Origin of the sequence: Mesorhizobium sp. C372A, assembly GCF_030323245.1 — a bacterium.
Lineage (GTDB): Bacteria > Pseudomonadota > Alphaproteobacteria > Rhizobiales > Rhizobiaceae > Mesorhizobium.
In genome coordinates, this window is record NZ_CP100475.1 from 2,672,399 (window position 1) to 2,697,361 (window position 24,963).

At 64.9% G+C, this 24,963-nt stretch carries 24 protein-coding genes; 16 read left to right on the top strand and 8 right to left on the bottom strand.

Annotated elements, in window-relative coordinates; all coding sequences use genetic code 11:
- The 3 genes from NLY42_RS12685 to NLY42_RS12695 are packed head-to-tail and all read right to left on the bottom strand — an operon-like array spanning nt 1 to nt 3,043.
- The gene (locus NLY42_RS12685) at nt 1-864 is read right to left on the bottom strand and encodes a carbohydrate ABC transporter permease (protein WP_023754286.1); all 864 of its coding nucleotides are present in this window, start codon (nt 862-864) and stop codon (nt 1-3) included.
- On the bottom strand, nt 861-1,751 hold the full coding sequence (locus tag NLY42_RS12690; protein ID WP_023698623.1) for a carbohydrate ABC transporter permease: 891 nt from the start codon (nt 1,749-1,751) through the stop codon (nt 861-863). Before NLY42_RS12690 ends, NLY42_RS12685 begins: the two co-directional genes overlap by 4 nt.
- The gene (locus NLY42_RS12695; RefSeq protein ID WP_023754287.1) at nt 1,751-3,043 is read right to left on the bottom strand and encodes an ABC transporter substrate-binding protein; all 1,293 of its coding nucleotides are present in this window, start codon (nt 3,041-3,043) and stop codon (nt 1,751-1,753) included. The genes NLY42_RS12690 and NLY42_RS12695 overlap by 1 nt, the downstream gene beginning before the upstream one ends.
- 316 nt (nt 3,044-3,359) lie before the next feature.
- Between NLY42_RS12695 and NLY42_RS12700 the strand changes: the two genes are divergently transcribed.
- The 7 genes from NLY42_RS12700 to NLY42_RS12730 are packed head-to-tail and all read left to right on the top strand — an operon-like array spanning nt 3,360 to nt 9,675.
- Complete coding sequence (locus NLY42_RS12700) at nt 3,360-4,634, top strand: extracellular solute-binding protein (RefSeq protein ID WP_023754288.1); 1,275 nt, start codon at nt 3,360-3,362, stop codon at nt 4,632-4,634.
- Between the two features lie 49 nt (nt 4,635-4,683).
- Nucleotides 4,684-5,616, top strand: coding sequence for a carbohydrate ABC transporter permease (locus tag NLY42_RS12705; RefSeq protein ID WP_031201325.1), 933 nt, complete (start codon nt 4,684-4,686; stop codon nt 5,614-5,616).
- Nucleotides 5,613-6,470 carry a carbohydrate ABC transporter permease gene (locus tag NLY42_RS12710; RefSeq protein ID WP_023754290.1) on the top strand — a complete coding sequence of 286 codons (858 nt, stop codon included), beginning with the start codon at nt 5,613-5,615 and terminating at the stop codon, nt 6,468-6,470. Before NLY42_RS12705 ends, NLY42_RS12710 begins: the two co-directional genes overlap by 4 nt.
- A complete protein-coding gene (locus NLY42_RS12715) occupies nt 6,467-7,207 on the top strand; it encodes a PIG-L deacetylase family protein (protein ID WP_031244697.1) in 741 nt (246 codons plus the stop codon). Before NLY42_RS12710 ends, NLY42_RS12715 begins: the two co-directional genes overlap by 4 nt.
- Nucleotides 7,204-8,079: an ROK family protein gene (locus NLY42_RS12720; RefSeq protein ID WP_023754292.1), complete on the top strand. Its 876-nt coding sequence runs from the start codon at nt 7,204-7,206 to the stop codon at nt 8,077-8,079. Before NLY42_RS12715 ends, NLY42_RS12720 begins: the two co-directional genes overlap by 4 nt.
- Nucleotides 8,076-8,846, top strand: a complete 771-nt coding sequence (locus NLY42_RS12725) for a GntR family transcriptional regulator (protein WP_023754293.1) — start codon at nt 8,076-8,078, stop codon at nt 8,844-8,846. The genes NLY42_RS12720 and NLY42_RS12725 overlap by 4 nt, the downstream gene beginning before the upstream one ends.
- A gap of 37 nt (nt 8,847-8,883) precedes the next feature.
- Nucleotides 8,884-9,675 (top strand): sugar isomerase domain-containing protein, encoded by a 792-nt coding sequence (locus NLY42_RS12730; protein ID WP_023700933.1) that lies wholly within the window; start codon nt 8,884-8,886, stop codon nt 9,673-9,675.
- Between the two features lie 60 nt (nt 9,676-9,735).
- On the opposite strand, the gene rsgA is transcribed toward NLY42_RS12730, so the two are convergent.
- Nucleotides 9,736-10,761, bottom strand: coding sequence for a ribosome small subunit-dependent GTPase A (gene rsgA, locus NLY42_RS12735; protein ID WP_023754294.1), 1,026 nt, complete (start codon nt 10,759-10,761; stop codon nt 9,736-9,738).
- A gap of 174 nt (nt 10,762-10,935) precedes the next feature.
- Here rsgA and NLY42_RS12740 point away from each other — a divergent pair, with 174 nt between their 5' ends.
- The gene (locus tag NLY42_RS12740; RefSeq protein ID WP_023754295.1) at nt 10,936-11,073 is read left to right on the top strand and encodes an endonuclease/exonuclease/phosphatase family protein; all 138 of its coding nucleotides are present in this window, start codon (nt 10,936-10,938) and stop codon (nt 11,071-11,073) included.
- A gap of 399 nt (nt 11,074-11,472) precedes the next feature.
- Here NLY42_RS12740 and NLY42_RS12745 read toward each other — a convergent pair whose 3' ends face one another.
- Complete coding sequence (locus NLY42_RS12745; RefSeq protein WP_023754296.1) at nt 11,473-13,128, bottom strand: GMC family oxidoreductase; 1,656 nt, start codon at nt 13,126-13,128, stop codon at nt 11,473-11,475.
- A gap of 305 nt (nt 13,129-13,433) precedes the next feature.
- On the opposite strand from NLY42_RS12745, the gene NLY42_RS12750 reads away from it, so the two are divergent.
- From NLY42_RS12750 to NLY42_RS12765, 4 genes are all read left to right on the top strand, one after another.
- Nucleotides 13,434-14,504 (top strand): sugar ABC transporter substrate-binding protein, encoded by a 1,071-nt coding sequence (locus tag NLY42_RS12750; protein ID WP_023683136.1) that lies wholly within the window; start codon nt 13,434-13,436, stop codon nt 14,502-14,504.
- Between the two features lie 159 nt (nt 14,505-14,663).
- Nucleotides 14,664-15,647, top strand: coding sequence for an ABC transporter permease (locus tag NLY42_RS12755; protein ID WP_023754297.1), 984 nt, complete (start codon nt 14,664-14,666; stop codon nt 15,645-15,647).
- A gap of 5 nt (nt 15,648-15,652) precedes the next feature.
- Entirely contained in the window at nt 15,653-17,155 is a 1,503-nt protein-coding gene (locus tag NLY42_RS12760) for a sugar ABC transporter ATP-binding protein (RefSeq protein WP_023754298.1), read from the top strand.
- 4 nt (nt 17,156-17,159) lie between these two features.
- A complete protein-coding gene (locus tag NLY42_RS12765; protein WP_023683139.1) occupies nt 17,160-18,128 on the top strand; it encodes an ABC transporter permease in 969 nt (322 codons plus the stop codon).
- Between the two features lie 74 nt (nt 18,129-18,202).
- On the opposite strand, the gene gloA is transcribed toward NLY42_RS12765, so the two are convergent.
- Nucleotides 18,203-18,613, bottom strand: coding sequence for a lactoylglutathione lyase (gloA, locus tag NLY42_RS12770; protein WP_019856614.1), 411 nt, complete (start codon nt 18,611-18,613; stop codon nt 18,203-18,205).
- Between the two features lie 161 nt (nt 18,614-18,774).
- Here gloA and NLY42_RS12775 point away from each other — a divergent pair, with 161 nt between their 5' ends.
- Together NLY42_RS12775 and NLY42_RS12780 are read left to right on the top strand one after the other, a co-directional pair.
- Nucleotides 18,775-20,217: an FAD-binding oxidoreductase gene (locus NLY42_RS12775; protein WP_023754299.1), complete on the top strand. Its 1,443-nt coding sequence runs from the start codon at nt 18,775-18,777 to the stop codon at nt 20,215-20,217.
- Nucleotides 20,218-20,220: 3 nt separating this feature from the next.
- Nucleotides 20,221-21,015, top strand: coding sequence for a FadR/GntR family transcriptional regulator (locus NLY42_RS12780; RefSeq protein ID WP_023754300.1), 795 nt, complete (start codon nt 20,221-20,223; stop codon nt 21,013-21,015).
- 319 nt (nt 21,016-21,334) lie between these two features.
- Here the strand turns inward: NLY42_RS12780 and NLY42_RS12785 are convergent, their stop codons facing one another.
- Nucleotides 21,335-22,219, bottom strand: a complete 885-nt coding sequence (locus NLY42_RS12785) for an AraC family transcriptional regulator (protein WP_031244693.1) — start codon at nt 22,217-22,219, stop codon at nt 21,335-21,337.
- Between the two features lie 380 nt (nt 22,220-22,599).
- Here NLY42_RS12785 and NLY42_RS12790 point away from each other — a divergent pair, with 380 nt between their 5' ends.
- Nucleotides 22,600-22,743, top strand: a complete 144-nt coding sequence (locus tag NLY42_RS12790; RefSeq protein ID WP_023756462.1) for a hypothetical protein — start codon at nt 22,600-22,602, stop codon at nt 22,741-22,743.
- 229 nt (nt 22,744-22,972) lie between these two features.
- Here NLY42_RS12790 and NLY42_RS12795 read toward each other — a convergent pair whose 3' ends face one another.
- Complete coding sequence (locus NLY42_RS12795; protein ID WP_023754303.1) at nt 22,973-23,875, bottom strand: NAD(P)-dependent oxidoreductase; 903 nt, start codon at nt 23,873-23,875, stop codon at nt 22,973-22,975.
- Between the two features lie 104 nt (nt 23,876-23,979).
- Between NLY42_RS12795 and NLY42_RS12800 the strand changes: the two genes are divergently transcribed.
- Entirely contained in the window at nt 23,980-24,720 is a 741-nt protein-coding gene (locus tag NLY42_RS12800) for a FadR/GntR family transcriptional regulator (RefSeq protein ID WP_023737587.1), read from the top strand.
- Nucleotides 24,721-24,963: the final 243 nt, after the last annotated feature.

Below are 24,963 nucleotides of genomic sequence, written 5' to 3' on the forward strand. Positions count from 1 at the left end.
CTATCCCTTGATCGCCGAGCCGACGATGGAATCGACGAAGAAGCGCTGCAGGAAGACGAACAGGATGAGCGGCGGCAGCACGGCCAGCGTCGCGCCGGCCATCACCAGGCCGGTGTTGACCGCACCTCTGTTGTAGCTGAGCAGGCGGCTCAGGCTGATGACGATCGGATAGGCGTCGGCATTGCCCTGCAGCACGGTCAGCGGCCACAGATAGCTGTTCCAGTGGTAGACGAAGGCGAAGAGGGCCAGAGCCGCGATTGCGGGGGCGATGCTGGGCGCGACGATCTTGTAGAGGATCAAGAACTCCGAGGCGCCGTCCATGCGCGCGGCGTCGATGAGCTCGTCGGGAACGCCGGAGATGAACTGGCGCATCAGGAAGATGCCGAAAGCATTGGCGAGATTGGGCACGATGATGCCGGCGAGGCTGGCGTTGAGGCCGATCGAGCCGACCAGGCGATAGAGCGGGATCAGCGTCACGATCGGCGGCAGGAACATGGTGGCGATCAGCACAGAAAACAGCAGCGACTTGGCGGGGAATTGGTATTTGGCGAAGGCGTAGCCGGCCATCATGCTGGTCAGCAGAATGCCGGCGGTGGTGATCGAGGCGATGACCAGGGAATTCCACATCGAGCGGCCGACATTGACCACGCCCGACACCTTCTCATAGGCGTCGAAGCTCGGCGTAAGGGGGATCCACACCGGCGGCACCTGCATGCTCTCGGCCGGCGTCTTGAGGCTCGACAGCACCATCCATACCAGCGGGAAGGCCGAGGCGACGGCGACCAGCAGCATCAGCGTCGCCAGCAGCGCCTTGCGGCCCGACGGGCGCCGGCGCGACAGCCGGCTCGACGATCCCGCGCTCATTCGTCGTTCTTCCGGTTGGCGAAGGCAAACAGCGCGCAGACGACGACAATCAGCGAAAGCATCAGCATCACCGCCATGGCCGAACCCAGTCCACCCTGCGCACGCTCGATGCCGACGCGGCGGATGTGGTAGGTCAGCACATTGGTCGAGCCGACCGGCCCGCCCTGCGTGATCAGGGCAACCGGCTCGAACACCTGCACGGCGTTAATGATGGCGATGACGGCGCTGAACAGAAGCGTGCGCCGTATCAGCGGCAGGGTGATGAAGCGGAACTGCTCGAAACGGTTGGCGCCGTCGAGCTTTGCTGCTTCATACAGGCTGCCGGGGATTTGCGTCAGTCCGGCGATCGCCAGCACGGTGAAATAGCCGACCTGCTGCCAGACATTGAGGAAGACGATCGAGATCAGCGCCGAGCGCGGCGACGACAGGAAAGGCTGCGGGCCGATGCCGATAAGGCCGAGCATCTGGTTGAGAGGGCCTTCGCTCGGCGAATAGAGTTTCGACCACACCAGCGCGACAGCGATCATCGGCACCATGTAGGTGGCAAACAGCACCGTGCGCAGCGCCGTGCCGCCGGCGACGTCGCGCTGGTAAACCATCAGGCCGAAGGCCACCGACAGAGGCAGGATGAGGACGACGGAGAGCGCGGTGTAGACGGCTGTGTTGGCGAGCGCGGCCTTGAAATCGCGGCCGACCGAGGAGACCCCAAAAATCTCGCGGAAATTGTCGACGCCGACGAAGCCGGCGCTGGAAAACGGTGTCTGCGTCGACCAGTCCTGGAACGACAGCCAGACGGTGAGCAGCATTGGCAACAGGACGAAGATGCCGATCAGCGTCACGGCGGGCGCCAGCATGATGCCCGCCGAGGCACGGTACCTCTGAATCATTATTTGGCGGCGCGCTCCAGGATCGAAATGGCGTCGGCCTGCGCCGTCGCCTGCGCATCCTTGGCCGAGACCTGGCCATACTGCAACGCCTCGAGCGTCTGCTGCAGCGATTCCGAGAATTCCTGGCCGCCCGGCACCACCGGGAACGGCTTGGCGTCGGTGAGCACGCTGACATAGCCGGAGAGGAATTCCGAGCCGAGCTTGTCCTTGTGCGCCTCGATGTCGGAGAGGCGTGAGGGCAGGATGCCCATCGACATGAGGATATCCGACATCGCGGAAGCGCCGTTCTTGCCGGACTTTGGATTGTTCAGCCAGGCGAGGAAGTCCCACGCCGCCTTCTGCTCGGCGGCACCTGCATTGGCGTTGACCACGGTCATCCAGGAGTAGGAGATCGAATGCGGCTTGTCGCCGCTCGGGCCGACGGGAATCGGCGCCGTTGCAATGTCGGCGAATCTGTCGCCCATGCCGGCCTTCAGTGCGCTCTCCCACCAATTGGCCATGATGATCATGCCGGTCTTGCCGGAGACGAAATTGTCGAGGAAGGGGCCGGTGGTGTTGGCGTCGGCGGTCGCCATCGAAGGCACGCTGGCGCCCGACTTGATCAGGTCTTCATAGAGCTGGAAAGTCTCCGCGGCCTGCGGGTTGTCGAGCACCGGCTTGCCGTTCTTGACCAGGTCGCCGCCATTGGAGACCAGCAGCGAGGCGAAGGGGTGGACGACGCCGGCGGCCCATGAATTGATCATGCCGAAGCCTTGCTGTCCCGCATCCTTGTTGGTCAGCTTCTTGGCCGCATCCTTGAATTCGGCCCAGGTCTTGGGTGGCGCCGCGATGCCGGCCTGCTTGAACAGCGCCTTGTTGTAGTTCAGCGCATAGACGTCGATTTCGTTGGGGATGCCATAAAGCGTGCCGCCGACAGAGGCGGCGCTGGTGATGCCCGCCGGCCAGGCGGCCATGACCTCGCTGGCCACCGCATCGGGAGCGGGCGCGACCAGCTTGTCGCGCGCCAGTTCCGGCAACCAGAGATCGTAGATGCCGCCGATGGTTGGGCCGTCCGCGCCGCCGCCTTGCGAGCGCAGCGTGGTCAGGAGGTCGCCGAAGGGGACGGCGCGCACGGTGACGCTGACATCCGGATTGGTCTTGGCATAATCCTTGGCCGCCGCTTCCAGCAGCGCCACCGTCTCCGGCGACCAGTGGGTGAGATAGGAGATGTTGACCGATTGCGCCCAGGCCGTGGCGGGCAGGATGGCGAGGCCTGCGGCCAGTGCCAGTTTCGACGTCCAGGCAAACGACATTCCTCATCCTCCCTATCGGTTCACATGAGGTTATGACAAGTCAGCGCGGCGACGCAAGGGCTTGCTGGCGAAAAAGTCTCACATGGTACGGTCACAGATCTCTTTGCGGCGCTGGAATGTGGATATTTATCGTTAGCAAACAAACGGATGCAGGTACTGCAATGTCGTGAGGGGGCCAACGCCGCCATTCCTGAGGCGCAGCAGACCTCTTGCGAATACCGCTATGTCGTTATAATGACTTTTGCCGAACCAATGACTTCTCACGGCACGGGAACGCCGCGGGACGCCAAGGACAGAGAACAATGGGAGACTGGCAATGAGCATGCTTTCACTTGACCGGCGCGCAGCACTTGGCCTGATCGGCGGCCTTGCCGCCGCCTGCGCCGGCGTCTTCGCCTCATTGCCGGCGCGAGCCGCCGACAGCACGGTGACGCTGTGGAGCTGGCGCACCGAGGACGAGGCAGCGATGCGCCGCATCTTCGATGCCTTCGAGGCGAAGAACCCAGGCATCAAGGTCGCCATCCAGTTCACGCCCGATGCCGATTACCAGAACCGGCTGAGCACGGCGCTGCGGGGCGGCCGCGGGCCCGACATCGCGCAGCTCAAGGCCTATGGCGAATTGCAGCCCTTCGTCGAGGCCGGCTATCTCGACGCGCTGGACGACAGCGTGCCGGAGCTGAAGAACATGGAGGACGCGGCGCTTGGCGGCGCGCGCGGCCGCAGCGACGGCAAGCTCTATGGCGTGCCCTACTCGGTGCCGATGATGGGCGTCTTCTACAACCAGGATATTTTCACCGCCCAGGGCATCGAGATCCCCAAGACCTACAAGGATTTCACCGCTGTCTGCGAGAAGCTGAAGGCGGCCGGCATCACGCCGATCGCCACCGGCGGCGCCAACGGCTCGGCCTGGGAGCTGGAGATCGCCGTCGGCGTGGTCGGCCCGACCGTCTATGGTCCTGATTTCTACGACGAGATGATGAGCGGCAAGGCGACCTTCGAGGATCCGCGCTATGTGGCGGCGCTGAAGCGCTTCGCCGAGCTGAAGCCGTATTTCCCCGACGGCTTCGCCGGCATCGACTACACCACCGCCACGCAGCAGTTCATCGGCGGCAAGGCGGCGATGTTCCTCGGCGGTTCGTTCGAGAACGGCAGCTTCAAGGCGCAGAACCCGAAGCTGAAATTCTCGATCTTCCCGTTCCCCGCCGACGATGCCGGTGCAAAACTCTACACCTCGGCCTTCTCCGACGGCTCCTATGGCCTGGTCTCTGAGAGCCAAAACAAGGAGGCCGCGACCAAGGTGCTGGGCTTCATGGCTTCGGCAGAGTTCGCGCAGATGTTCGCCGACGAGCTCGGCTGGCCGCCGGCCCGCACGGATGTGACGGTGAAGGATCCAGTGCTGGCCGCGATGATGGAGATGGCGAAGAATTCGACGCCCTATCTGACGCTGGTCGGCTTCCGCTGGCAGTCGCCGACGGCGTCTTCGGTGCTGCAGTCGGAGATCATCGACATGGTCGAAGGCAACATCGCGCCGGAGAAGCTGGCGGCCGACATGCAGGCCGCAGTCGCCACCTGGTTCAAGCCGAAGCAGTAGGCGCGGCCGGTCGCAAAAGCGGCCGGCCTCTCACGGACCAGAAAAGCGCATGAGCACCCTTCGCCGCACCAGCAGCCTTCGCCGCACGCAGCAGCGCATGGCCGTGCTGTTCATCCTGCCGGCGCTGGCGGTCTATGCGCTGTTCGTCCTCTATCCCCTGGGGATGTCGCTGTGGGGCAGCTTCTTCGTCTGGAAGGGGCTGCGCATGGTCGAGTTCGCCGGCCTGTCGAATTTCTCAAGGCTGTTCGCTTTCCCGAGCGGCGCGCGGATCTACGGCGCGCTGTGGCACAACACCGCCTGGTTCTTCGGCATCATGGTCTTCCAAAATGGCCTCGGCCTGTTGTTTGCCTGGCTGCTGTTCCTGCGCGACAAGGGTGCGGCCTTCTTCCAGTCGGTGTTCTTCTTTCCGGCGGTGCTGAGCCCGGTCATCGTCGGCGCGCTGTGGCGGTTGCTTTTGGCACCGGGCGGCGTCGTCGAATGGGCGCTGAACGGGCTTGGCCTGCACCAGGGCAGCCTGACCGTGCTCGGCAACAGCCACACCGCGCTCGCCATGCTGATCGCCGTCGATGCCTGGAACTGGATGGGCCTGCCGGTGCTGATCTACACGGCAGGTCTGCGGCAGATTTCCGGCCAGATTTTCGAGGCGGCAAAACTTGACGGCGCCGGCAATGCGCGCATGCTGTTCTCGATCGCGCTGCCGCTGCTGATGCCGGCGCTGGGCACGCTGACGACTTTGTCGTTCATCAACACCTTCAACCAGTTCGACATCGTCTATGTCATGCAGGGCGTGCAGGGCAATCCGAGCTATTCGACCGACACGCTGGTGACGTACTTCTACCGGCTGGGCTTCGGCGCGGAAGGTGCTGTCGGCATCACCGATATCGGTCTGGCTTTGGCGCTCGGCACCGTGCTGTTCTTGATCCTCAGCATCGGCACGCTCATGATGCTGCGCTTCTTCGACCGCCGCACGGTGCAGCCATGAGCGCGCTGGCGATTTCGCAAAGGCCGGCCATCTCTCGGCAACTGGCGCGGCTGCCCGGCTGGACGGTGCTGATTGTATGGACGGCGGCTGTGCTGTTGCCGCTCTACATCCTTGTCGTCTCCTGTTTCAAGACCACGGCCGAGATCTACGACAACAGGCTCGGCCTGCCGCAAAGCTTTGCCTTCGACAATTTCATCAACGCCTGGACGCGCGCCGATCTCGGCCAGAATTTCATCAACAGCCTGATCGTCACGGGCGGCGCCGTCATACTCACCATCGTCGTCTCGGCGATGGCCGCCTATCCGCTCAGCCGCTACAAGCTTGGCTGGAATGCCATCATGCTCGGCCTGTTCCTGTCCGGCATCATGCTGCCGATCCGGCTCGCCTCGGTCGAACTGTTCACGCTGATGCGCAATCTCGGCCTGCTGGATTCGCTGACCGGGCTGATCCTGGTCTATTCGGCGATCCGCATTCCCTTCGCCGTCTTCATCTTCGCCAATTTCATGCGCGTCTTGCCCTCCGAGTTGGACGAGGCGGCGCGCATGGACGGCGCCGGCGAGGTGCGCATCCTGTTCCAGATCATCCTGCCGATGGTCAAGCCGGCGGTGTCGATCGTGGCAATCTTCACCGCGATCGCGGTGTGGAACGATTTCTTCTTCCCGCTGATCTTCATCTTCGACGACCGCTACAAGACGGTGCCGCTGGCGATCAGCGTCTTCGTCGGCCAGTTCCGCACCGACTGGGGTCTGGTGTTCGCCTCGCTGGCGATATCCATGGCGCCCATCCTGATCATGTATTGTCTGCTGGCGCGCCAGATTCGCGAAGGCGTCGGTACCGGAGGGGGCACGAAATGATCGAAGACAGGATTTATGCGGCGAAATCGATCCTGGTGGTCGGCGCGCACGCCTTCGATGCCGAGGTGATGGCCGGGCCGCTGGCGGCCGCTGCCGTCAAGCGCGGCGCCACGGTGACCTTCCTGCATCTGACCATGGGTGAGCAGGGCCATCCATACCTGGTTCCCGCGCATTATTGCGTGCAGAAGGAAGAGGAAGCGGGCAGCGCGGCGGAGCGGCTCGGCGTCGCCATGCGTAGCTTTGGCCTGCGCGACGGCTTCCTGCCCACAGACGATCAGACGGCGCTCGAAGTGGGCGACATCATTCGCGAGCTGAAACCCGAGATCGTCATCACCCATTGGCACGGCAGCTGGCACAAGGACCATCGCGCCGCCGCGCATTTGACGAAGACCGGTATCTTCTTCGCCGGACTGCCGACCGTTGCCAGCGACCATCCGGCGCACACGCCGCAACTGCTGCTGTTCGGCGAGAACTGGGAGGACGATGACGGCTTCCGGCCCGAGCATCTCGTCGATGTCAGCGACGGGTTCGAGGCCTGGCGCGACGCGGTCATGGAGTATGAGCTGGCGCGCGGCCTGAGCAGCTTCCCCTATGTCGACTATTACAGTTCGCTCTACCGGCTGCGCGGCTGCCTGCGTGGCACGCGCCATGCGCAAGCCTTCACGACGGCGTCGCATTCGTGGAATGCCGGCAGCGGCCTGTTCTCGCTCCCCTTCGGCAAAGGGTCCGGTCGATGACGCGGGTACTCGCCATCGATCTCGGCGGCACCAATCTGCGCGCCGCCATCTCCACCGGCGACATCGGCGCGCTGGAGACGCTGGGCAGCGAGCCGGCGCCGGCCACGCTGGATGCGTTCATTGTGCGTATCAACGCGCTGTGCGCGGAGGCCGGGTCGGTCGAAGCGTTTGGCATCGCGGTGCCGGGACTGGTCGAGGGCCCGGTCTGCCGCTGGATTCCGAACCTGGCTTTCCTCGACGGCGTCGACATCCAGACGCTGTTTCCCAAACTGCGCGTAGCGCTCGGCAATGACGCACAGATCGCGCTGCTGGCCGAGGCCGTCGAAGGCAGTGCGAAGAACATGTCGGATGCGATCCTGCTCGCCATCGGCACCGGCATCGGTTCGGCGGTGCTGGCCAATGGCCGTATCGTTGCCGGCGCGCATGGCGGCGCCTGCTCGTTCGGCTGGGCCTGCGCCGACGTCAGGGATCATGGCGAGGAGCGCAGCGGCTGGCTGGAGCGTGTCGCTTCCGGTCGCGCGCTCGATGGCCTTGCCGGCCAGATCGGGCTCGCCGACGGCCGCCAGTTGATCGCGGCTGCCCAGGCCGGCGAACTCGCCGCACTCACCTTGCTGGAACTGCCGGCGCGCCAGCTCGGCACCGCGCTTGCCGGCGCCGTCGCGCTGCTCGATCCGCAGGCGGTGCTGATTTCGGGTGGTTTGGCGGAGGCGCTGGATGTGATCCGGCCGCCGCTGCTTGCGGCGCTGCGGCGTCAACTGCCGCCGCATCTGCGCGGCATCGAAATCAAGCCTGGAAAGTTTGGTCCCCGCGCCGGTCTTGTCGGCGCGGCGCTGGCCGGCGCTGTGGGGCAAGGGTGGAGGCAGGTGCGATGAGCGAAGCGAGCTTTCAGCAACCGGACCGCAGGCGGCCGGAGCCGCTCTGGTATCAGGTCGAGGAGGCGATCCGTGCCATCGTCAAGGGCGGCGAATGGGCAACGGGCGACCAGATCCCGGCGGAGGACAGGCTGTGCGCCTTGTTTGGCGTCAGCCGCATCACACTGCGCCACGCGCTGCGCAATCTCGAGGAGGCAGGGTTGCTCAGGCGCGAACATGGCCGCGGCACGTTCGTGCGCTCGACCACGCTGGTCGCCGGCACGCGTGAGCTGACCAGCTTTACCCAGGAGATGGGCCATATGGGCGTGGTCGCGGGCTCGCGTCTGCTCGACTGCAGCCTGACCACCGCCAACGCGGCGGCTGCCGGCGCGCTGGAGATCGAAGAGGGCGATCCGGTGGTGCGCATTCGCAGGCTGCGGCTCGGCAACAACGAGCCGATCGGCATCCAGACGGCGCAGCTGTCGGCGGTGCGCGTGCCGGGCTTCCTCGATGCCGGCCTGCTGCAGGGCTCGCTCTACGAGGCGCTGGAGCGCCATTACGGGATCGTGCCGGTGGCCGCGCGGGAGAACTACCGGGTCGGCGCGGTCGGCGCGGCGGACGCCGAACTGCTCGACCTCGCCGTCGGCAGCCCGGCCTTCGTCGTCGAACGCATCACCACCGACGAGCGCGGCCCGTTCGAATTCACCGTCTCGATCATGCGCGGCGACCGCTACGAAATCCGCTCGACGCTGCGCGCCGGACGCGTGCCGCTGAACCCGAGAAGCTGATCCATTCCAGACCGACACAGCAAACAGGAGTATCCACGTGTCCGATCTCTACATCCACCGTCTCGCCGCCCTCATCGACCAGGCTGCGAAAGCCAATGAAGAGGCCTTTGGCCAGGCCGCCAGCCGCTTTGCCGACTCGCTCGAGGGCGGCGGGCTGGTGCATCTCTATGGCTCCGGCCATTCGGTGCTGCCGGTGCAGGAAGTGTTTCCGCGCTATGGCAGCTATGTCGGATTCAACCCCCTGACCGACCCGCGCGTGATGTGGCACAATGTGCTCGGCGCCGGCGGCGTGCGCGAGCTTTTGTGGCTGGAGCGAACTGAAAAATACGCCGAAAAATTCCTCGACCACCAGCCGCTCAACAAGGGCGATTCGATCATCATCTTCGGCCATAGCGGCCGCAACTCGTCGGGCATCGACACCGCGCTCTACGCCAGGAAGCGCGGCATCTTCGTCGTCGCTGTCACCAGCAAGAACAATCTGGACAAACCGGCGACGCACTCGTCCGGCAAGCGGCTGGCGGATGCCGCCGACCTCGTCATCGACACCTGTTCGCCGATCGAGGACGCCATCGTGCCGGTCGAGGGCTGGAGCCGGCCGGTGTCGGGCTCATCGACGGTGCTTGCCATGATCCTGGCGCATGAGCTGATCGCGCGCACGGCCGAGCAGCTCGCCAAGCGCGGCATCGAACTGCCGGTCTTCGCCTCGCCGACGATTGCCGGCGTCACGCTGCACGACACCGACGTCATCTACGGCGTCTACCGCGAGCGCATGCTGGAGGCGCAGCAGAAGCACCTGCCGACCTTCCAGGCAACGATGCGCGGAGAGTGAAAAAAGGGAGGCCCGGCACATGCCGGGCCTCCGACGTCTCGTTCCGCAATTCCTATCCTCTCAACGCCGCTTCGGGCGCCCGGCAGGCGATTTGTTGCCGCGCGGGCCGCTCTGAACCGGCGTGTTGCCCTGGTTTTCCTCCGACAGCTTGCGCCAGCGGGCAAGGCGCTCAGGGTCGAGCGTACCCGCCTTCAACGCAGCCTGCACCGCGCAGCCCGGTTCGTGGACATGGGTGCAGTCGCGGAACTTGCACAGCGGTGCGAGCTCGGTGATTTCGGCAAACAGCGTGTCGATGCCGGATGCGACGTCGCTGACATGCAGCGTGCGCATGCCCGGCGTGTCGATTACCCAGCCGCCACCGGCGATGGGGTGCAGCGACCGCGCCGTGGTGGTGTGGCGACCCTTGGCATCGTGCTCGCGAATGCCCGCAGTCTGTTGCGGCGATTGCTGCGCCGCTCCGGCCAGCGTGTTGACCAGCGTCGATTTGCCGACGCCGGAGGAGCCGACCAGCGCCACCGTCTGCCCTGCGCCACACCAGGGAGCAAGCGCCGCTGCGGCATCGGCGACGCGCGGGTTCAGCGTCACTACGGGCAAACCACGCTGAAGGGCGGTAGCCTGGCTTTGGTATCTCTCGGCATCGTCAGCGGTGTCGGCCTTGGTCAGCAGGATCACCGGCGTCGTTCCGGCCTCGTTGGCCAGCGCGAGATAGCGCTCGAGCCGGGCGATGTTGAAATCGGCATTGCAGGACGTCACGATGAACAGCGTGTCGACATTGGCCGCGGCCAGCTGCGGGATCCTGCCGCCCTGGGTACGGCGCTCCAGCACCGTCTTGCGGGTCAGCCGGCGGAGCAGCAGATGTGTATGCTGCTCGACCAGCACCCAGTCGCCGACGGCGTAGTCGCCGGTGTTGGCATTGGCCGGCAGCGTCAGATCCACTGGCCCTGCCCGGGACAGGCCGGCCAGGCGGTCGCGGTGCACCGAGGCGATGCGCGTCGGCACGAGGTCTGCCTCATCGGCTTCAAGCTGGTCGCCGAAGAAATCCGTCCAGCCCAGGCTTGCGAGGGAGGCCGTCACGGCTTTGACCAGGGGGACGGCGTCACAGACATCGGAGAGTATCCTTTGGCAAAATGGGCGCGGACCCTCGGGGCGGTTGTTCAAGCCGTGTATGGGCGGCATGGCGGCATTTGGCAAGCCGAACCGCGCCGATGGCCGAGCCGTTTCGCGCACCACGTTGGAACGCATCGCGGCGGTGGTTCGCTGATGCGCTTACGCGTCGTTACTCTCAATGTCTGCAACACGGAAGGCGAACCGGAGCGCCTGGCGGCCATCAACCGGGAGCTGAAGCGGCTCGACCCCGATCTGTCGCTCTCCAGGACGTCGTCCAGACAGCCGATGTGAAATCCCTCGATACGCTGCCGATGGTCTTGATTTGCATGCCACGCATCAGGCCTCGTCGTCGACCTCGAAGTTGGCAGGGACGGCTGAGGATGGCAGGTCGAGAAGCCTGCCAAAAGGGGGAGGGGGATGGCCGGTACCGCAGGGGGCGGGGGGTTGGGATGGGGTTGCCTGAAGCACCGGCCAAAGCGGGACAAGTCCCACGCCCACAAGCTAGCAGAGCTTGGATCGGTTCATATGGTGTGATCGCGGAACTGGCGCAAAAGCGCTTTCGCATCGCCACGCAGGCGTCGGCAACGAGCCCGCAACCGGGGGTTTCCGGTCGGTTGGTGGGTTGCGCAAGCGCCGGTTGAAGGCGCTGCGGGAGGCTGTCGTTTTTAGTGGGGTTCGAGTGCTATGCGCTCAGCGACAGGTGCTCAAGGCAGGGCAATCGCATGGCGCCACCACATGCGATTGTCCTGCTAACGCCACCGGCAGCATCCGCCCCGCAATCAGATCCGCCGCCTTCTCGGCGATCATGACCACTGCCGCATTGGTGTTGGACGACACGATGCTCGGCATGACCGAGCTGTCGCAGACACGCAGGCCTTGCAGACCGCGCACGCGCAGCTCGGGATCGACGACGCTGCCGGCATCGCCGCCCATCCGGCAGGTGCCGACTGGGTGATAGGCGCTGCGGCCATGTTCTCGGGCGAAGGCTTCGAGTGCTGAGCGCCCCTGCATCGCCTTGCCGGGCAGATGCTCGCGGCTGATGTATCTGGCGAAGGCTGGCTGCGACAGGATTTCGCGGCTGATCTCGATGCCGTCGATGGCGCGTTCGAGATCATAGCGCTCGGCGAACGGGTTGGGGTCGATGATGGGCGCATCGCGCAGGTCCGCGGACTTGAGCGTGACGCTGCCGCGCGAACGCGGGCGCACATGGTAGGAGTTCAGCGTGCAGCCATTGCCGCCGGGAACCGAGCCGATGCCTTCCTCAACGCCGGCGCCGGGCAGGAAATGGAACTGGATGTCCGGCGTCTTCTCCGCGCGGTCGCCCCACCAGAAGCCGCCGGCCTCGACGATGTTGGAGGCCACCGGTCCTTTGCCGAACAGCGCATATTCGAGACCGGCAACCGCCTGCCAGCGTTTCTTCTTGTAACGGTCGATGCCATGCGGGCCGTTGAGTTCGGCGACGACGTCGACGTCCATGTGATCGTGCAAATTCTGGCCGACGTTTTTGGAATCGTGGATCACCTTGATGCCGTGCTCGCCGAGATGCGCGGCCGGGCCGATGCCGGACAGCATCAGCAATTTCGGCGAGCCGATGGCGCCGGCGGTGACGATGACTTCGCGCTCGGCGCGGAGCAGTTCGGTGCGGCCGTTGACGATGATCTCGACACCGATGGCGCGGCCGTTCTCGACCACGATGCGGCTGACGGAGGCGTCGGTGCGTAGCGTCAGATTCTTGCGGCCGAGCGCCGGCTTCAGATAGGCGACCGCCGTGCTCGAGCGTTTCCCCCGACGCGTCGTCGTCTGGTAGAAGCCGGCGCCCGCCTGCTCACCGGCGTTGAAGTCGGCGCGGAAAGGAAGGCCCGCCTGCTGCGCCGCCTTGACGAAGATGCGGGTCAGCGGATGCGGCGCACCGCTGGAGACGCCGAGCGGGCCGTCAATGCCGTGCTGCGCATCGGCAAACGTGTCGTTGCCCTCGGAGCGGACGAAGTAGGGCAGCACGTCGGCATAGCTCCATCCGGCACAGCCAGCGTCGGTCGCCCAGCCATCGTAGTCCTGCGGGCAACCACGGGTGAACACCTGGGCGTTGATCGAGGAGCCGCCGCCGAGCACACGCGCCTGCGGATAGACCATGGTGCGGCCGTCGATCTCCTTGCCGGGCGCGGTGTCATAGCCCCAGATCAGCGGCCCCGACGTCATCTTGAAGAAGCCGACCGGCAGATGGATGTAGCGATCGGTGTCGGGCGGACCGGCCTCGAGCAGCATGACGGACACGTCCGGGTCCTCGCTCAGCCGGGCGGCCAGAATGCAGCCAGCCGAACCGCCGCCGACAATGATGTAATCCGTCATTTCCACTCCCGGGTTCTCTTTGTTGGAACATGATCTCCGGACAAAACGGTTTCTCGATTTGTCCGAGAAAACCGGTTCCCCCTTCTAGGGATCATGCTCCGGCGGGCGATGAAAATCACCGCCCCTTCCTCTTGCGCGCGACGATCTCAAGTCGCTTGTGCCACGTCAAGAGAAAGGGTATGGTTATCGTGTTGAAGGGTTGTCGTACAAGTGGAGGAGCTTGACGATCCTCACCAGGAGGTCCCGGCCGCGCTCCCTGCGCAAGATGCCGGGCGGAACAGAATTCAATCGGGAGGTTTCGAGGTATGAACGACACGAAGAATTTTGCGGTCAACCGGCGCACGCTGATGATGGGCGCCACCGCCGGCGTGGCGGCACTCGCCATGCCGAGCGTGCTGCGCGCGCAAGACAAGCCGACACTGGTGACGTCGATCCGCTCGCTGTCCAACCCCTATCACGCGGTGTGGAAGACCGGCGCCGAAGCGTATGCCAAATGGGCCGGGCTGGAGCACGTCACGCTGGTTTCGGAAGGCAACAGCGAGAAGGGCATTGCCGACATCAAGGCGATGCTGGCCAAGACCGGCGGCAACATGGTGCTGAATTCCGATCCCAACGACACGCCCGATGCGCGCCCGATCGTCGAGGCCTGCGCCAAGGCCGGCGCCTATGTGGTGACGCAGTGGAACAAGCCTGGGGATCTGCACCCGAAGGATTTCAACCCGAACTATGTCTCGCATATCGAGTTCGACGGCATCGACAGCGGCAAGACCATCGCCGAGATCCTGTTCAAGACCATTGGCGGCAAGGGCGGCATCGTAGCGCTCGGCGGCCTGATCTCGACCACGGCGGCGATCGAGCGCAAGAAGGGCCTCGACGCAGCCCTTGCCGCCAACCCGGACATCAAGCTGCTCGACTTCCAGGTCGCCAACTGGAAGTCGACCGAAGCCTTCGACCTGATGGGCAATCTGCTCACCCGCTTCGGCGACGACATCAAGGGCATCTGGGCGGCCAATGACGATATGGGCTCGGGCGCTCTGGAAGCGCTGCGTGCCGAAAATCTCGCCGGCAAGGTGCCGATCGTCGGGGTCGACGGCATCAAGACGGCGGTCGATGCGGTGCGCACCGGCGAGTTCGCCTGCACCGTCACTTCGGATCCGTTCTGGCAGGGCGGCATGGGTCTGGCCATCGGCTACAACGCCAAGATCGGCAAGTTCGACCCGACCAAGGAGCCCCCGGAGCACCGTGAGTTCTACGGCAAGGCGGTGCTGATCTCGCACGACAATGTCGAGGAATATTACAAGACCAATGTCGATGCGAAGCCCGAGATCGACTGGAACGATCTGTGGGGCCGGGTCACCGGAGCAATCCGCACCTGATCCATCGGAGTGGGCTGCAACTCCCTGGCGGCCCGCTTCCTCCCGCAGCCGTCGCGATCCCCTTGTCGCGACGGCTGTCACCAGCAGACGGGAAGCGGTTTCTTGACAATCCATACAGAACCCCTGAAGTCCGTTTCGGACATAGAGCGGACGACGCCCATGGCATCGTTCCCCGGCCGCATCGCCACATTCCTGGGCGGCAGGCGCTGGCGCAGCCTGGCGCCGCTGGCGGTGCTGATTGTACTCTGCGTACTCATCGCCATTGCCAACCCCAATTTCATCGAGCTGCGCAATCTGGTGCGGCTTGCGAATTCCGCCGCCGTGCCGCTGACGCTGGCGATGGGGCTGACCTTCATCATCCTGATGGGCAGCATCGACCTCGCAGTCGAAGGCACGCTTTCGGTGGCGGCAATGGTGCTTGTGCTGCTCGCCGCCAATGACGGCAACGGCAACGACTATGGCTGGTGGGCGGTGCTCGCTGCCATCGCCGCCGGCACCGCCATGGGCTTCGTCAGCGGTCTCATCCAGACCATGCTGCGCATCCCGTCCTTCATGGGCACGCTCGGCATGTGGTTCATCGGCCTCGGCCTGTCGGTCTATATGCTGGGCGGCACGGCCATCAAGCTGAACGACGCCTCGATCCGCGACCTGGCCTTGCACCGTTTCCTCGGCCTGCCGGTGGCGGTCTGGGTCGCGTTCGGCGCCTTCCTGCTCGCCACTGTCATCCAGTATCACACCAAGCTCGGCCGCCACATATTGGCGATCGGCGGTGATGAGGATGTCGCCAAGCTCTCCGGCGTCAATGTCGTGCGCGTGCGCATCACCGCTTTTGCGCTGGCCGGGTTCTTCTTCGGCATTGCCGGCGTGCTGGCCGCGGCACAGCTCGGCCAGTCGCACGCCGTCATCGGCGACGGCAGGCTGTTTGCAGCGGTCACCGCAGTGGTCGTCGGCGGCACCGCTTTGACCGGCGGCGAGGGCGGCGTCGTCAACACGCTGATCGGTGTGCTGATCGTCACCGTGCTTGCCAATGGCATGATCCTGCTCGGCATCTCGCCCTACATCCAGCAGACGGTGCAGGGTCTGATGATCATCGCCGCGGTGGCGCTGTCGCTCGACCGTGTCCGCCTGAAAATCGTCAAGTGAACGCCATGCTGCAGGCGTCCAGCATCATCAAGAATTTCCCCGGCGTGCAGGCGCTGCGCGACGTCTCCATTGAGGTGCGGCCCAATGAAGTTGTCGGGCTGATCGGCGAGAACGGCGCCGGCAAGTCGACGCTGATGCGGGTGCTGGCCGGCGGCTACCGGCCGGATAGCGGCTCGCTGACGCTGGATGGCGAACAGCTGCGCATGCGCAACGCCCGTGATGCGGCCAGGCATGGCATCGGCATGGTGTTCCAGGAGCAGTCGCTGGTGCTGAACCTGACGGTTGCCGAAAACATCTATCTCGGCGAAGAGGACCGCTTCACCCGCTTCGGCCTCGTCAATTGGCGCGCCATGAACGCGGCGGCGCGGCGGCAACTGGCCAAGATCGGCATCGACATCGACGTCACCGCGCGCACCTCCGAACTCACCTTCGCCGCACGCCAGATGGTCGAGCTCGCCAAGGCGCTGACCTTGGAGGAAGTGGTCGAGCGGCAGTTGCTGATCCTGCTCGACGAGCCGACCTCGGTGCTCAACGCCGCTGATATCGAGGTGCTGTTCGCGCGGGTGCGCTCGCTTAAATCCCGCGCCAGTTTTGTGTTCGTCTCGCACCGCCTCGACGAGGTGCTCAACATCTCCGACCGTGTCTACACGATGAAGGACGGCGCGGTCGTCGCCGAGCACCGCGCAGCTGAAGTCACCGCGCCGGAGCTGCACGAGATCATGGTCGGGCGCGGCCTGCAGGCCGAATATTACCGCGAGGCTCGCCAGCTGGCGCCGCGCGATATCGTGATGGTCGAGGCCAAGGGGCTTGGCGCCAACGGTTACTATCACGGCGTCGATCTCTCGATCCGGGCCGGCGAGATTGTCGGCATTGCCGGCGTTGTCGGCTCCGGCCGCGAGGAGGTGACGCGCACCGTTGGCGGCTTCGTCCAGCATGATGCCGGCGAGATGAAAATCGCCGGCGATGCCGTGCGCTTCTCCTCGCCGGAACCGGCGGTGCGCAAGGGCATCGGCTATGTCCCGCGCGAGCGCCGGCTCGAAGGGCTGGTGATGTTCCTGTCGATCGCGGAGAACATTTCGCTGGCCGATCTCTCCAGCGTCATGCGCCATGGCGCCATCGACTATGGCAAGGAGCGCCGGCTTGCCGCCGACTGGATCAAGCGGCTGCGCATCAAGGCGCCCGGTCCCGATGCCGCCTGCCGCAAGCTCAGCGGCGGCAACCAGCAGAAGGTGGTGCTGGCGCGCTGGATGACGGCGGGCTCGCGCATCCTGGTGCTCGACCATCCCACACGCGGGCTCGATGTCGGCGCCAAGGAAGAGGTCTACGAATTGGTGCGCGATCTCTCCGCGCAAGGCGTGGCGATTCTTTTGATTTCCGACACGCTGGAGGAAACGATCGGCCTGTCGCACCAGGTGCTGGTGATGCGCGACGGTGCAATCACCGCGCGCTTCGATGCCAGTCCGGGCAACAAGCCGAACCAGGTCGATCTTCTCAGGGCAATGGTGTGAGCCGATGAATGAAGCGTTCTCCATCAGGCGGGTTTTCGAAGGCAAGTGGACGCAAGGCGCCATTCCGCTGGTGCTGCTTGTCGGCCTGCTTTTGATCATCGAGATCGCCGCGCCCGGCTTCCTGACCGGCGAGACCGTGGCGCTTTTGTTTGCCAACACTGCCGTGCTGTTCATCCTGGCGACCGGCGTCACCTTCGCCATCCTGCTTGGCGGCATTGATTTGTCGATCCAGGCGGTGGCATCGCTGGCCAGCGTCATCCTGGCGCAATTGCTGCCTTCGCTCGGCCTTGCCGCCTTTCCGGTGGCGATCCTGTCGGGGCTCGCCTTCGGCGTGTTGAGCGGCGTCGTTCACGTCAAGTTACGCGTGCCGTCCTTCGTCGCGACGCTCGCCACCGGCGGCGTGGTCACCGGCCTGGCGCTCTGGGTCTCCAATGGCCGCGCCATCACCATCGAGGAGGCTGGTCGCGAAAACACCGCCTGGATCAACGCCACTGTCGCCGGCATTCCCGTGGTGGTGCTGATTTCGACGGTGATCGGCATCGCCGCCTTTCTGGCGCTGCGCTACACACGCTTCGGCCGCCAGGCGATTGCGGTCGGCGCCGGCGAGCCGGCGGCGTGGGCGGCGGGCATCAATGTCGACCGCACCAAGATCATCGCCTTTGCCGCGTCGGGTATGCTCGCGGCCATCGCCGGCGTCGTGCTGGCAGCCAGGCTGTCGAGCGGCTCGCCGGTGCTGGCCAACCAGCTGCTGCTGCCGGCCATCGCCGCCGTCATTGTCGGCGGCACGGCGATCACCGGCGGGCTCGGCGGCGTTGCCCGCACGGCGGTCGGCGCGCTGATCATCTCGATCGTGCGCATCGGCATGACCTTTGTCGGCGTCAATATCTTCCTGGAAAACATGGTGTTCGGCGCGGTGCTGATCGCTGCCGTCGCCATTACCATCGACCGCAGCAAGATCGCGGTCATCAAGTGATCCCGCCTCCCAGGCAAGCGCGGACAGGACGGGACCGCATCGGCGCGAGGCCGATGCGGTCCGGCCCGATCGGATCACATCGTGTCGAGGCCGATCAGCTCGATCTTGTAGCCGTCGGGGTCTTCGACGAAAGCGATGTGGGTGGTGCCGTGCTGCATCGGGCCGGGCTTGCGCGGGATCTTGGCGCCGCGCTTTTCCAGTTCGGCGCAGACGGCGTAGATGTCGTTGACGCCGAGCGCCAGATGGCCGAAGCCGGTGCCGATCTCGTAGGGTTCCTCGCGGCCCCAGTTCAGCGTCAGCTCGACGACGGCTTCCTTGTCCTCGGGGCCATAGCCGACAAAGGCGTTGGTGAACTTGCCGCCGGGGTAGTCGTCGCGGCGAAGCAGGGTCATGCCGAGCACCTCGGTGTAGAAGGCGATCGACTTGTCGAGGTCGAGCACCCTGATCATGGTGTGCATATAGCGAAAGCCCGGGGCGTCGCTCATTGGGGAAGTCCTCCGAATTCTGTGATTTGCGAGTCTGATCATCCACATCGAACGCTTGGCGGCAAGATGGCCTCGCTTGATGTTCTCAATCAGGGTTGTATGATAACACGACAACGCCGGTATTTGTCCAGCCGTTTTGCCGAGGGGCCCAGAGCCAATCCATGAATGCCGTGCCGCCACCCTCCGCATCGCAGATCGCAGCCCTGGCCGGCCTGCTGCCGAATGGCGGGCTGCTGACCGAGGAAGTGGATCTGGCGCGCTACAGCCGAGATTGGTCGGGAGATCATTTCGGCCGGCCGCTGGCCGTGGCGCGGCCCTCTTCGGTGGAGGAAATGTCGGCGCTGATGCGGTTCTGCCATGCCGAGCGCATTCCGGTGGTGCCGCAAGGCGGCCTGACCGGGCTCGTCGGCGCCGCAGTGGCGGCGGATGGCGGCGAGATCGTCATCTCGCTGGAGCGCATGAACAAGATTCGCTCGATCAGCCCGATCGACTTCGCCATGGTGGTCGAGGCCGGCTGCATCCTCGAGGATGCCAAGCGCGAGGCTGAAGCGAGCGACTGCCTGCTGCCGATCACCTTCGGCGCGCAGGGCAGCTGCCGCATCGGCGGCAATGTCGCCACCAATGCCGGCGGCTTCAACGTGCTGCGCTACGGCATGACGCGGGACCTGGTGCTTGGCCTCGAAGTGGTGCTGGCCGACGGCCGCATCTGGAACGGGCTGAAAGTGCTGCGCAAGGACAATCGCGGCTATGATCTGAAGCAGATCTTCATCGGCTCGGAGGGCACGCTGGGCATCGTCACCGCGGCGGCGCTGAAACTATTCCCCAAGCCGACGCAGATCGAAACCGCGCTGGTTGGCCTGCGCTCCGTCGAGGATGCGATGGCGCTCTATGCCCGCGCCCGGCGCGATTGTAGCGACCTGCTCACCGCCTTCGAACTGATCCTGCGCGTCGGCATCCAGATCACCATGCGCGAGGGCAAGGATTTTCCCGATCCGCTCAGCCAGCCTTACCCGGCCTATGTGCTGATCGAGGTGTCCTCCGGCGGGCTGATCGACCTCTCCAATATGCTGCTGGGGTTTCTCGGCAGCGTCGAGGACATCGTCGAGGACGGCGTCATCGCTTCGACCAGGGCTCAAGGTGAGCGGTTGTGGCTCTACCGCGAGATCATGGTCGAGCGGCAGGGCAGGGGCGGCCGCTATTTGCGCACCGATGTCTCGGTGCCGATCTCGCGGCTTGCCGATTTCGTCACCGATGCGCTGGCCGCCTTGGAGAAGGCGCGGCCTGATGCGCTGGCCGTCACCTACGGCCATGTCGGCGACGGCAACATCCACCTCAACGTCGTGCCGCCGGAAGGCATGGGCATCGAGGCGATGGAACATCTGTTCGAGCAGGCGGAAGCCGAGATCTTCACCGTCGTCGATCGCTATGGCGGCTCGATCAGCGCCGAGCACGGCATCGGCCGGGTCAAGCAGAAGGCGTTCCTCGAACGCATCGATCCGGTGACGCTCGACCTCGCCGCCGGCATCAAGGACACATTCGACCCGCGCCATATCTTGAGCAACGGCCGCATTCTGGCGCCGGCCGCCGCCGTCGACTATAGGTGAGCGATGACGCTGAAACTCGACAAGGTCAATCGCGGCCCACACCTCTCCACTCTGGTGGCCAGTTCCATCTCGCGCGAGATCGCGCAAGGGCGCCTGAAGCCGGGTGACCAACTGCCGGCCGAACAGGCGCTGGCGACCACATTCGGCGTCAGCCGCAACGTCGTGCGCGAGGCGATCGCGCGGCTGCGCTCGGAAGGCCGCATCTGGTCGCAGCAGGGGCGCGGCGCCTTCGTGGTCGAGAGCAACAACCCGACGGTGCTGACCATCGACCATGAGACGCTGCAGCGCGCCGACTCGTTTCGCAATTTGTTCGAACTGCGTGGCATCCTCGAAGTGCAGGCGGCGGCCCTTGCCGCAAAACGGCGCAGCGACGCCGATCTCAAAGCCATGGGCGATGCGCTGTCCGGCATGCGCGCCGCCCCCTATGGCAGCGTCGCCTGGCTGCGCAGCGACCTCGAATTCCACCGCACCGTCGCCGAGGCGACGCGCAATTCCTACATGGGCCAATTCCTGGTCTTCGTGTCCGAGCGGGTGCGCGAAAGCATTCTCGCCGCCGGCAACCAGCAAAAGTCGGACGACATGGCCCGCATCACGCTCGGCGAACATGAGCGCATCCTGAGAGCGATCCGTGCCGGCGACGCCGAAGGGGCGCAAGCCGCGATGCGCGACCATCTGGCGGGCGCGGCGCTGCGGGTGGGGTTGCATGAGGGGGAAGCTGCGGAGGCAGTGCCGGGGCCCGAGACAGCGTCTCCGGTGCGGCATTCGAGATTGCGGAAGGCTGTGCGCGGGCAGGCTTAGGGATAGCTTGCCTTGTCCGCGCGCTGGGCCAATCGCCTATGGCAGCGCTGACCCCACTCCTTCTCGGCTTCGCCGAGCCACCTTGCCGGGGCGAGCCACGGGTCTCGCCCGTCCTTCGGACCCCCCATTTCATGGGGATGAGGAAATGCCAATCTCCGAGATCGCAGCCCTTCAAAAGCTTGGGTTTCCTCTCCCCCACGAATGTGGGGGTAGAGGTGGCTCGGCGAAGCCGAGACGGAGTGGGGGAGCGCCATATCAGATTTCACTCGGTCGTCGGCTCAACCAGCTCAGGGCCGGAGATAGGCCGCCACCCACCGCGCTATTTCAGCGGCAAAAACAGCTCAAGCACCACCTCGCGCACCGGTCCGTTCGACGAAAAGTGTCGCTGGCAATAGATCGGAAAGTCGCGCGCCTCCTCGCCGCTGGCCGGAAGCCATTCGCGGTAGAGGTAGAGCGCTGCGGGCTCGAGATTGTTGGTGTTGCCGGGATAGCGCAGCACCGCGCAGCGTCCGCCGGGGATCACGCCGGCCTTCATCTGCGCGTCCTCGATCGGCCCGCCTTCTACCGGCAGGTCGGTTCCGGCACAAATGTCCATGCTGTAATCGGCCGGGTTCGCCGGCTCCCTTTCGGAACGGAAGATGTTGAAGGTCGGGCTTGTCTCGGGCGACAGGCCGGCGACCTTGCGCCAGGCGATGAAGCGCTGGATGGTGTCCTGGAGCGTCGCCCGGTCGCCGCGATGCTCCATGATCGCCACCGGCGTCGGCGGCACATCGCGGGTCATGACGTCGGCGGGTTCGAAGATTATCTGCATGAGCGTGGTCCTTGCTTTGTCGAGCGGCCCGAAGGCCATGAGCCACGCCCCCCAGTCGGGGGACTTCCGGAACGACGAAGGCGATTGTCCGAACCGTTGCCGAAAGGCGCGGGCGAAGGCATCCGGTGCGTCGTAACCGGCATCCATCGCTATGTCGGTGACGCTTTGGGCGTCGCTCTCGGCAAGCCTGTAAGAAGCGCGCTTCAGGCGGGCGAGCTGGACATAGCGATGCACGGACAGCCCGAGGGTTGATGTGAACTGCCGGTGGAAATGGAATTTCGAGAACGCCGCGACGCCGCTTAGCGCCTCCAGGCCCAGATCGTCGTCCAGATGCTGGTCTATGTGGTCCAGCACCCTCTGCATCCGGGCTTGGTAGTTTTCAAGTGGCGTCATCAAACGTCTCGTCCTGCGTGGCGACACCAGATAGGCGGTTCCGGACATGTCGCGCTCGACCGATCTTGCGGTTTGACATGGAGGGATCGGTGCTGGGCGCGGGCAATTCATGACTGTGGAAGGTTTCTCCGCAAGGAGGTTTCGGGATAGCGGTTTCGGCCCGCGCCCTCCAATCGCGCCCATAGCACATGTCAGCGCTGGCCTCCTCTCCGTCTCGGTTTCGCCGAGCCACCTCTCCCCACTATGAGGGCGAGGAATCGCTATCGCAGAGGTCGCGGCCTGGAAAAAATTCGGTAATAGGTAGCAGCTACACCTGAGATTCCCGCGCTGCGCTGGGCATGTTACGGGCATTGTGCTACGGTTCGAATGTCGGAGGCAGCATGACCCAGTTGATACTTACGGGAACGATCGGCGGGCTTCTTGGCACCGGGCTGGCTCTAATCGGTGTTCGGCAGGTGAGGATTCTCGACTGTGTGGTCGCGTTCGGCATGTTGCTTCTGGGGCTGACGTGGTTTGTGGGCTAGCGCAATGCGCTTGTTAGCTCGACGGCTTCTCACGCAGTTGCACCGGTCCTGTCCCGTTCCGTTGGATGAACTCAGCCTTCTTGTCACAATCGCTTTCAACAGCGGTTCGTGGACCTCACGAAGCGCGGTAGTGCTCACTCGGGTACGCTAGGAACGGACCGACGATGCTCTTGTGCATCACCTCCGCTGCCGCCAGAAAGCGCCCATTTGGGGAGCGCCGTACGAGGTTTTACCCCGCCGGCTCCACCAGCGACACCCCGTTCAACCCCGCCACAATATCCGACAGCGCCGGCACGAACTTCTCGCCATGACCTGTCGTGACGGCAGTGGCAAAGCCGTTGCGCACCGCGGCGCCGATCGGGTTGGCGATGCCGGCGGCCTGGGCGAAGGAGGCGAGGTAGGTCATGTCCTTCAGCGCATTGGCGATGGCGAAGCGTTGGGCGTTTTCGTTGCGGTTGAGGACGAAGTCGAAGAAGGCCTGGTAGAAGCCGCAATCCATGCGGCTGCCGGAGATGACACTGTTGAAGACCTGCGGCGTCAGCCCGGCCTTGGCGCCGAGGCTCAGCGCTTCCGAATAGATCGCGGAATAGCCCATCGAAACGAAATTGTTAAGCAGCTTCATGGTGTGGCCGCTGCCGGTCGGGCCGGTGTGGACGACACGCGCGGCGAAGGCTTCGAGCACCGGCCGCGCTCGGGCGACGATCTCGGCCGTACCGCCGACCATGACGTCGAGCTTGCCCTCGGTGGCTTCCTTGGGCGTGCGCGCCAGCGGCGCGTCGATCAGCGTCATGCCCTGCTCCGCGAGGTCGGCGGCAAGCGCTGTCGTCGATGACGGGTTGGAGGTCGAGCAGTCGATGATCAGCAGCGGCGTCTTGGCCGAGGCCAGTCCGTCCGGGCCCTTGACCAGTGCCTCGACCTCGCGCGAGCCGGTGACGCACAGGATGACGATGTCGCAGGCAGCGGCGAGGTCGCGCGGGCTGGCCGCTTCAGTGGCACCGGCCGCAATCAGCCGGTCGGCTGCGGTGCGGCTGCGGTGGACATGCACCGTCAGCGGCCAGCCTTTGCGCAGCAGATTGTCGGCCATGCCGGCGCCCATGCTGCCCAGGCCGATGAAGCCGATGCGTTCTTTCATGCAATCCTCCCATGGCTCGTGCCAGCGGGCCGAACTTTCGTCACCTTGCGGCGGGCACCCGTCGATGCAATTCTTTGAACAAGAATCGAACCGGAGTCGCGCTGATGGCGGAGCCCATGACTTTCGACGCCATACCGCAGGCGCCCAACCTGCGGACGGGTCTGGTCAACACGCTGATCGCGCAGATCGAATCCGGTGACCTTGCGCCGGGGCAGCGGCTGCCGACCGAGCAGGAGATTGTTGCTGCCACAGGCGTCAGCCGCACCGTGGTGCGCGAGGCGCTGGCGGCGCTGCGTGCGCGCGGGCTGATCACCACGCGCCAGGGGCTCGGCGCCTTCGTCGCCAAGGATCCGCCGCCGAAGACGTTTTCCGTGCTGCCCGACGATCTCGAATCGATCGACGAGGTGCTGCGCGTGCTCGAACTGCGCATGGGCATCGAGGTGGAAGCGACCGGCCTTGCGGCCCAACGGCGCAGCGAGGCGGCGCTTCAACAGATGAGCGCGCGGCTCGACGCGCTGGACGCGGCGGTGCGCGCCGGCGGCTCCGGCTCGGAAGAGGATTTTGGTTTCCACCGCGCCATTCTGGCGGCGACGCAGAACCCGAATTTCACCCGGTTGTTCGACACGTTCGGCAGCGCCATGGTACCGCGCCATTGGACGCGGCTCGACCGCATGACCGAGGATGAGCGGGAAAAATATCTCGACCGCATGCAGCGCGAGCATCGCGCCATTCTCGGGGCCATCGAAGCCAGGGACGTCAACGCCGCGCGCCGCGCCATGCGCAGCCATCTGACCAAAAGCTATGCCCGCTTCGAGGATCTGCGCGACAAGGCTGTTCACGATTAGGGAGCCAACCACTGTTGACGGACTGCTCATCCGGCGACCCCGCCGAGATAAAGTTGGCGCATCAGCGACATGTTCCTCCCGACTCGAAATCGTTGCCTTCTTACCAGGTTGTCATACAACCCTGTAATCTGGTAAATCCAACGAAGAGGGATGTCAATCGCGTTGCCATGCGATATGAGGCTCCCCGAAAAAGCGGAATCATGCAGCCGGCATTGCCGGCGAAGCCGCAGTCAGGAACAGCGA

Excerpts from the sequence above, each read along its gene's own strand:
- NLY42_RS12685 (WP_023754286.1), bottom strand. The coding sequence starts at position 864 with ATGAGCGCGGGATCGTCGAGCCGGCTGTCGCGCCGGCGCCCGTCGGGC.
- NLY42_RS12690 (WP_023698623.1), bottom strand. The coding sequence starts at position 1,751 with ATGATTCAGAGGTACCGTGCCTCGGCGGGCATCATGCTGGCGCCCGCC.
- NLY42_RS12695 (WP_023754287.1), bottom strand. The coding sequence starts at position 3,043 with ATGTCGTTTGCCTGGACGTCGAAACTGGCACTGGCCGCAGGCCTCGCC.
- NLY42_RS12700 (WP_023754288.1), top strand. The coding sequence starts at position 3,360 with ATGAGCATGCTTTCACTTGACCGGCGCGCAGCACTTGGCCTGATCGGC.
- NLY42_RS12705 (WP_031201325.1), top strand. The coding sequence starts at position 4,684 with ATGAGCACCCTTCGCCGCACCAGCAGCCTTCGCCGCACGCAGCAGCGC.
- NLY42_RS12710 (WP_023754290.1), top strand. The coding sequence starts at position 5,613 with ATGAGCGCGCTGGCGATTTCGCAAAGGCCGGCCATCTCTCGGCAACTG.
- NLY42_RS12715 (WP_031244697.1), top strand. The coding sequence starts at position 6,467 with ATGATCGAAGACAGGATTTATGCGGCGAAATCGATCCTGGTGGTCGGC.
- NLY42_RS12720 (WP_023754292.1), top strand. The coding sequence starts at position 7,204 with ATGACGCGGGTACTCGCCATCGATCTCGGCGGCACCAATCTGCGCGCC.
- NLY42_RS12725 (WP_023754293.1), top strand. The coding sequence starts at position 8,076 with ATGAGCGAAGCGAGCTTTCAGCAACCGGACCGCAGGCGGCCGGAGCCG.
- NLY42_RS12740 (WP_023754295.1), top strand. The coding sequence starts at position 10,936 with ATGCGCTTACGCGTCGTTACTCTCAATGTCTGCAACACGGAAGGCGAA.
- NLY42_RS12745 (WP_023754296.1), bottom strand. The coding sequence starts at position 13,128 with ATGACGGATTACATCATTGTCGGCGGCGGTTCGGCTGGCTGCATTCTG.
- NLY42_RS12750 (WP_023683136.1), top strand. The coding sequence starts at position 13,434 with ATGAACGACACGAAGAATTTTGCGGTCAACCGGCGCACGCTGATGATG.
- NLY42_RS12755 (WP_023754297.1), top strand. The coding sequence starts at position 14,664 with ATGGCATCGTTCCCCGGCCGCATCGCCACATTCCTGGGCGGCAGGCGC.
- NLY42_RS12760 (WP_023754298.1), top strand. The coding sequence starts at position 15,653 with ATGCTGCAGGCGTCCAGCATCATCAAGAATTTCCCCGGCGTGCAGGCG.
- NLY42_RS12765 (WP_023683139.1), top strand. The coding sequence starts at position 17,160 with ATGAATGAAGCGTTCTCCATCAGGCGGGTTTTCGAAGGCAAGTGGACG.
- gloA (WP_019856614.1), bottom strand. The coding sequence starts at position 18,613 with ATGAGCGACGCCCCGGGCTTTCGCTATATGCACACCATGATCAGGGTG.
- NLY42_RS12775 (WP_023754299.1), top strand. The coding sequence starts at position 18,775 with ATGAATGCCGTGCCGCCACCCTCCGCATCGCAGATCGCAGCCCTGGCC.
- NLY42_RS12780 (WP_023754300.1), top strand. The coding sequence starts at position 20,221 with ATGACGCTGAAACTCGACAAGGTCAATCGCGGCCCACACCTCTCCACT.
- NLY42_RS12785 (WP_031244693.1), bottom strand. The coding sequence starts at position 22,219 with ATGACGCCACTTGAAAACTACCAAGCCCGGATGCAGAGGGTGCTGGAC.
- NLY42_RS12790 (WP_023756462.1), top strand. The coding sequence starts at position 22,600 with ATGACCCAGTTGATACTTACGGGAACGATCGGCGGGCTTCTTGGCACC.
- NLY42_RS12795 (WP_023754303.1), bottom strand. The coding sequence starts at position 23,875 with ATGAAAGAACGCATCGGCTTCATCGGCCTGGGCAGCATGGGCGCCGGC.
- NLY42_RS12800 (WP_023737587.1), top strand. The coding sequence starts at position 23,980 with ATGGCGGAGCCCATGACTTTCGACGCCATACCGCAGGCGCCCAACCTG.